Source organism: Aquicoccus sp. (genome assembly GCF_041686535.1).
GTDB lineage: Bacteria > Pseudomonadota > Alphaproteobacteria > Rhodobacterales > Rhodobacteraceae > Aquicoccus.
In genome coordinates this window covers 21,947-28,055 of record NZ_JAWLDS010000035.1, presented here as the reverse complement: position 1 = coordinate 28,055, position 6,109 = coordinate 21,947, and the positions used below count along the sequence as shown (strand labels likewise).

The window sequence follows — 6,109 nt, the reverse complement described above, 5'->3', positions numbered from 1 at the left end:
GCGGCGCTCGTCGGATGATCCGCTCTGGAATGCCGCACCCGACAGCGGGCGCGCGCGCGATGACGGCCCGCGGCGGATCGGCTGGTGCGTCGATCCGTTTGGTGACGGGGTGGACGCAGATGTCGCCCGCGCGGTCGAGGCCGCGTTGGGCGCGGCGAAACAGGCGGGTTATGACCCGGTCGAGGTCACGCCGCCAATGGCCGCCGAGGCCGCGCAGACATGGGGCCTTCTGCTCGATACCGAGATCGAGGTGATGATGCTGGAGGGTATTCGCAAGATGGGGTCGAAGGCCGTCAACGGGCTGGTCGACAAGATGCTGGAGCTTTACCCGCCGCAGGACGTGGCGGGGCTTTTGCAGGCGCAGGCACGGCGGCTGACCTTTCTGCGCGAATGGGCGCGGATGTTCGATTATGTCGATGCGTTGATCATGCCGGTCTCGGGCCAGCCGCCGATGCGCGCGGACCAGGATTTCGAGGAGCCCGAGAGCGTGCCCGAGATCATGAAGGCGCAGCGCTTCATGCATGTGATCAACTTGCTCGGCCTGCCGGCCGCGACGGTGCGCACGCTGGACGCGTCACCGATCCCGCTCGGGGTGCAGGTGGTGGGTGACCGGATGGATGACGTGATCTGCCTTGACGTGGCCTGTGCGATCGAGCGCGAGCTGGCCTTCGACCTGGGGCCGATCGACCCGCGATAGGGTGACTCCACTCTGTTGGGTTTGTTCCCTCTGGCGAGGGAATGCACGTGCGCGGACCAAGGGGCGCAGCCCCGCCGCGCCATCGCCGGGCCGCCCCCCGGCCCGGCGATTGGTCTGATGAAAGCGCACGACTGCAAGCGAGGAAGATGTCGCGGGCATAAACTGCACAGCGCAACCGTCGGATCGCCGCGCCGCGGCCCGTCGATCGCGCGGCTTCCTCCTCCATGCGCAGGCACGCCAATGGTGTGAAGGCGGGCGCATACCCACCACCTGGCATGTTAACCTACCGCCGCCGGTCGATCTTGGTCGAGAGGTGGACGAGGCTTTCGGAGCCGCGCACGCCCTTGGCCTCGGCGATGCGGTCCAGCGTGTCGTCAAGCTCTTCGGTGGTTGTGGCGGTCAGGGTGGCGATGAGGTCGAACCGCCCGGAGGTGGTATGCACCTCGATCACCGCGGGCAGTGATCTGAGCCGGGCAAGCACCTCGGGCTGGCGGCGTGGCTCGATCATGATGAGCGCCGTTGCGCGGATCATCGGACGGGCCTCGTGTCCGCGGCGCAGGGTGTAACCCGCGATCACGCCGGAATTTTCCAGCCGGTCGAGCCGGGCCTGGACGGTGGTGCGCGCGATTCCGAGGCGGCGCGCGAGCGTGGCCACCGGCAGGCGGGCATTGTCGGCCAGAAGCGCAAGCAGGGATTCGTCTGTTTCGTCGGTCTGCATGGTGATACTGTCGATCTGACGAAAGAAAGAGTCAATCCCGCCGAATTGACGGGCGATTTCGGGCCAGAGCCTGCGCATGATGGGTGAAAACAACCCATGAGGCGCGCGATGTATCCACAGGCTTCCCATAGCGATCCGGCCATGTACCTGGCCCGCACCCGGCCCGATCAACCGGTGATGTTCTTTGACCCTGCGCGGCTCGGTGCCACGGCGCGGCGATTTCTGCACGGCTTTCCGGGGGTGGTGACCTATGCGGTCAAGGCCAATCCGTCGCGCGCAGTTCTGGACAATCTCGTGGCCTCGGGCGTGACCGGGTTCGACGTCGCCAGCCCCGCCGAGATCGCGCTGGTGCGCGATGCGGATACGGGCGCGGCGCTGCATTACAACAACCCGGTGCGGTCGCGCGACGAGGTGGCGGCGGGAATGCGCGCGGGCGTATCCTCGTGGTCGGTCGATTGCCCGGGCGAGCTCGACAAGCTGGGCGCACCGCGTTTCGCGGGCGAGGAAGTGTCGGTGCGGCTTGCCCTGCCGGTCAAGGGTGCGCATTACGATTTCGGTGACAAGTTCGGTCTGGCGCCCGGCCCGGCGGCCGCGCTCCTGGCCGAGGTGGCGCGGCGCGGGTTTCAACCCGCGATCTGCTTTCACCCCGGCACGCAATGCGCCGACCCCGAAGCCTGGGCTGCCTATATCGCGGCGGCGGCGGATGTGGCGCGGCAAGCGGGTGTGCAGCTTGCCCGGCTCAACGTGGGGGGCGGATTCGCGTCGCATCGCGACGGGGCGGCGCCGGACCTCGAGGCGATTTTCGCGCGGATCGGTGGTATGGTCGATGCCGCGTTCGATGTGCGGCCGACCCTCGTTTGCGAGCCCGGGCGGGCGATGGTGGCCGAAAGTTTCACCCTTGGGCTCCGGATCAAGGCGATTCGCGGAGATGGGTCGGTGTTTCTCAATGACGGGCTTTACGGCGGGCTGGCCGAGTTGCGCGATATCGGGCCGAACACGCGGCTGCGGGTTCTGGCACCCGACGGACGGCCCCGCGATGGTGCGCCGCGCCCGCGCGCGGGGTTCGGCCCGACCTGTGACAGCCTCGACCGGCTGCCCGAGCCGCTGCACCTGCCCGGGGATGTGCAGGAGGGCGATTTTATCCTGATCGAGGGGATGGGCGCCTATTCGCTGGCCATTGCCACGCGGTTCAACGGCTATGGCGTGGGCGAGGTGGTGACGCTTGCCGCACCGGGTGGGCGAGACTGACACGCCGCGCTTTTGGGCAACGTTGCGTTATTGAGTATTTTTCCCAAGAAAGAACCACGGGTTGCTTGTCTGTCGGCCCTTGGCCGCTAGTGTGTGCCGCGCGATACACGAGGCGGAGGCAGCCATGGAAAAGTTCGGACGCAGTCAATCGGTGCGGCGGGTCGAGGACCTGCGGTTTCTGACCGGCGAGGGGCGCTATGTCGATGACGTCGCACCCGAGGGGGCATTGCATGTGCATTTCCTGCGCTCGGATGTAGCGCATGGTGTGCTGGGGCCGCTTGACCTCGAAGAGGCGCGGGCGGTCCCGGGGGTGCATCTCGTGCTGGATGCCGCAGCGTTGGCCGAAGCGGGGGTGACCCGCGGCCTGCCGGCGGTGACGGTCAAGAACCGTGATGGCAGCGACGGCGCCGCGCCCAAGCGGCCGCTTCTGGCCGAGGGGCGGGTGCGATACGTGGGTGAGGCGATCGCGATGATCGTGGCCGAGAGCCCCGAGGCGGCGCGCGATGCGGCCGAGATGGTCTGGCCCGAGATCGAAGATCTGCCCGCGATGCTGGCGCGCGGGCCGGGCGAGACCGATCTGCACGAGGAGGCGCCGGACAACCGCGCCTATGACTGGGGGATCGGCGACCGGGAAGCAACCGAGGCGGCTTTTGCCGACGCCGCGCATGTGATCGAGATGGAGGTCGAGGACAACCGCATCATCGTCGCCTCGATGGAGCCGCGCGGCGCCTATGCCGAGATGGAGGACGGGCGGCTGCATCTTGCCGTCAACGCGCAGGGCGTGTGGGTGCCCAAGCGGGTGCTGGCCGAGGTTCTGGAGATGGACGCGGAGATGATCCGGGTCACCAACCCCGACACCGGCGGCGGGTTCGGCATGAAGGGCCAGCCGCATCCCGAGCAGGTGCTGGTGGCGCAGGCGGCGCGGATGTTGAACCGACCGGTGCGCTGGATGGCCACGCGATCCGAGGCGATGGTGTCGGATGCGGGCGGGCGCGACCTGCGCCACCGCGCGGCGCTGGCCTTTGACGATGATCTTCGGATCACGGGATACCGGGTCGAGACCGATTGCAACCTTGGGGCCTATAACTCGCAGTTCGGGCAGATCATCCAGTCGACGCTGTTTTCACGCGTTCTGACCGGGGTTTACGATATCGGGGCGGCATGGCTCCACGCGCGGGCCTGGTACACCAACACCACCCCGGTCGATGCCTATCGCGGGGCCGGGCGGCCCGAGGCGATTTACCTTCTGGAACGGCTGATGGACCGGGCGGCGCGCGAGCTGGATGTCGATCCGCTGGAGCTGCGGCGGCGCAACTTCATCGCGGTCGAGAAATTCCCCTATGCCAGCCTTACGGGCGAGACCATCGACGTGGGCGATTTCGCCCGGGTTCTGGCGCGGGGCGAGGATTTTGCCGACCTCGCGGGGTTCGAGGCGCGCCGCGCGGCGAGCGAAAGCCGAGGGAAACTGCGCGGGCTGGGCCTGTGTTACTATATCGAAAGCATTCTGGGCGATCCTTCCGAGGGTGCGAAGGTTGTGTTTGAAGAGGACGGCACGGTGACGATTTACGTCGGGACGCAATCGAACGGCCAGGGGCACGAGACGGTCTATGCTGCCTTCCTGTCCGATCAGACCGGCATCCCGATGGGGCGTATCAGGGTTGTGCAGGGTGACAGTGACCTTATCGCGCAGGGTGGTGGCACCGGGGGCTCCCGGTCTGTCACCACCCAGTCCCACGCCACGTTGGCCACGGTCGAGGCGATGATCGCGGCCTTCCAGCCTTACCTGGCCGAGAAGATGGGGGTTCAGCCAGACGATGTGTCATTCGATGATGAGCGGTTTCGCGCGCCGGGGTCGAACCTGACGCCGACCCTGATCGAGGCGGCGGAAATGGCCCGTGCCGACGGGCGGGCAGAGCTGCTGAGCCATGAAAAGCGCGCCAAACTGCCGGGGCGGTCCTTTCCCAACGGCGTCCACATCGCCGAGGTCGAGGTGGACCCCGAGACCGGCAAGACCGACCTCGTGCGATATCGCGTGGTGGATGATTTCGGCAATCTCATCAACCCGATGCTGGCCGAGGGGCAGGTGCATGGCGGCGTCGCGCAGGGCGCGGGGCAGGCCCTGATGGAGCGGGTCGTTCACGACGAGAGCGGCCAGATTCTCACGGCGAGTTTCATGGACTACGCGCTTCCGAGAGCCGATGATCTTCCCATGATCGGATTCGCGACCGAGCCGGTGCCGTCAACCGCCAACCCGATGGGGATGAAGGGCTGTGGCGAGGCCGGGACCGTGGGCGCGATGGCGGCGGTCGCCAATGCCGTGGCCGACGCGCTGTGGCAAAAGGGTGTGCGGCAGGCCGACATGCCGTTCACGCCGGAACGCGTATGGAAGATGATGCATGATGTGGAGGCAAGGGCTTAAGACATTCTCCGGGTTGTTCCGGCACGGATTCGGGCGGCGCCAGGCCACCAAGAGCCTGCGCCGTGGGCCGATCGACCATGTGGTCATTCTCGACGGCACGATGTCTTCGCTCGCTCCGGGCTGCGAATCGAATGCCGGGCTGTCCTACAAGCTCTTGTCGCGGAACGGCATGTCGGTGTTCTACGAATCGGGGGTGCAGTGGTGTGAATGGCGCTCGGTCTGGGGGGTGGCCATGGGGCATGGCATCAACGGGCAGATCCGGCGCGCCTATGGCTATCTTGCCTCGCGCTATCGGCCGGGCGACCGGATTTTCCTTCTGGGCTATTCGCGCGGGGCCTTTGCCGTGCGCTCGCTGGCCGGTGTGATCGACCGGATCGGGTTGTTGAGGGCGGAATGCGCGACCGAGCGCAACGTGAATTCCGCCTATCGCCATTACCGCAACCCGCCGGGCAGCGCCGCTGCGCGCGCCTTTCGGGCGCATCATTGCCATGACTGGGTCGAGATCGAGATGCTGGGTGTCTGGGACACGGTCAAGGCGCTGGGCATGCGCCTGCCGCTGCTGTGGAGATGGACCGGGGCCGAGCATGAATTTCACAACCATCAGCCCGGTGCGATCGTGCGCCATGGGTATCATGCGTTGGCTTGTGACGAGACGCGGCGCGTCTTTGCACCCGAGATGTGGGAGGTGCCAGAGGAACTGACGGACCGGATCGAGCAGGTCTGGTTCCCTGGTGCGCACGGTGATGTCGGCGGCCATCTGGCCGGATACGAACCGGCCCGGCCGCTCGCCAATATCCCGCTGGTGTGGATGTTGGAAAAGCTAGAGGAACGGCAGGTCGTGTTGCCCGAGGGCTGGCGCGCGGCTTTCCCGACCGATCCACATGCGCCGGCGGTGGGCACGTGGCATGGGCTGGGAAAGCTTTTCTTGCTCCGCAGGCCAAGGGTGATCGGGCGTGACCCTACCGAACGGTTGCATGAAAGTGTCAGCGAGCGTGCGGACGGGGCAGGACAGGCGCTGGAGGCGTGA

5 protein-coding genes are annotated in these 6,109 nt (G+C 66.9%); 4 read left to right on the top strand and 1 reads right to left on the bottom strand.

The window, feature by feature from the left end:
* Positions 1 to 697: amidase family protein (locus tag ACESL9_RS09440; protein ID WP_372674754.1), on the top strand; the 697-nt coding region annotated here is incomplete at its 5' end.
* Between the two features lie 283 nt (positions 698 to 980).
* On the opposite strand, the gene ACESL9_RS09435 is transcribed toward ACESL9_RS09440, so the two are convergent.
* Entirely contained in the window at positions 981 to 1,415 is a 435-nt protein-coding gene (locus ACESL9_RS09435; protein ID WP_372612385.1) for an Lrp/AsnC family transcriptional regulator, read from the bottom strand.
* A 96-nt stretch (positions 1,416 to 1,511) separates the two neighbouring features.
* On the opposite strand from ACESL9_RS09435, the gene ACESL9_RS09430 reads away from it, so the two are divergent.
* The 3 genes from ACESL9_RS09430 (at position 1,512) to ACESL9_RS09420 (ending at position 6,109) form a co-directional block, all read left to right on the top strand.
* Positions 1,512 to 2,663 (top strand): type III PLP-dependent enzyme, encoded by a 1,152-nt coding sequence (locus ACESL9_RS09430; RefSeq protein WP_372612387.1) that lies wholly within the window; start codon positions 1,512 to 1,514, stop codon positions 2,661 to 2,663.
* A 124-nt stretch (positions 2,664 to 2,787) separates the two neighbouring features.
* Positions 2,788 to 5,082 (top strand): xanthine dehydrogenase family protein molybdopterin-binding subunit, encoded by a 2,295-nt coding sequence (locus ACESL9_RS09425; protein ID WP_372674752.1) that lies wholly within the window; start codon positions 2,788 to 2,790, stop codon positions 5,080 to 5,082.
* The gene (locus ACESL9_RS09420; RefSeq protein WP_372612390.1) at positions 5,060 to 6,109 is read left to right on the top strand and encodes a DUF2235 domain-containing protein; all 1,050 of its coding nucleotides are present in this window, start codon (positions 5,060 to 5,062) and stop codon (positions 6,107 to 6,109) included. The genes ACESL9_RS09425 and ACESL9_RS09420 overlap by 23 nt, the downstream gene beginning before the upstream one ends.

What these genes read in the sequence shown, in the direction of transcription:
- ACESL9_RS09420 (WP_372612390.1), top strand. Translation starts at nt 5,060, where the DNA reads ATGATGTGGAGGCAAGGGCTTAAGACATTCTCCGGGTTGTTCCGGCAC.
- ACESL9_RS09430 (WP_372612387.1), top strand. Translation starts at nt 1,512, where the DNA reads ATGAGGCGCGCGATGTATCCACAGGCTTCCCATAGCGATCCGGCCATG.
- ACESL9_RS09425 (WP_372674752.1), top strand. Translation starts at nt 2,788, where the DNA reads ATGGAAAAGTTCGGACGCAGTCAATCGGTGCGGCGGGTCGAGGACCTG.
- ACESL9_RS09435 (WP_372612385.1), bottom strand. Translation starts at nt 1,415, where the DNA reads ATGCAGACCGACGAAACAGACGAATCCCTGCTTGCGCTTCTGGCCGAC.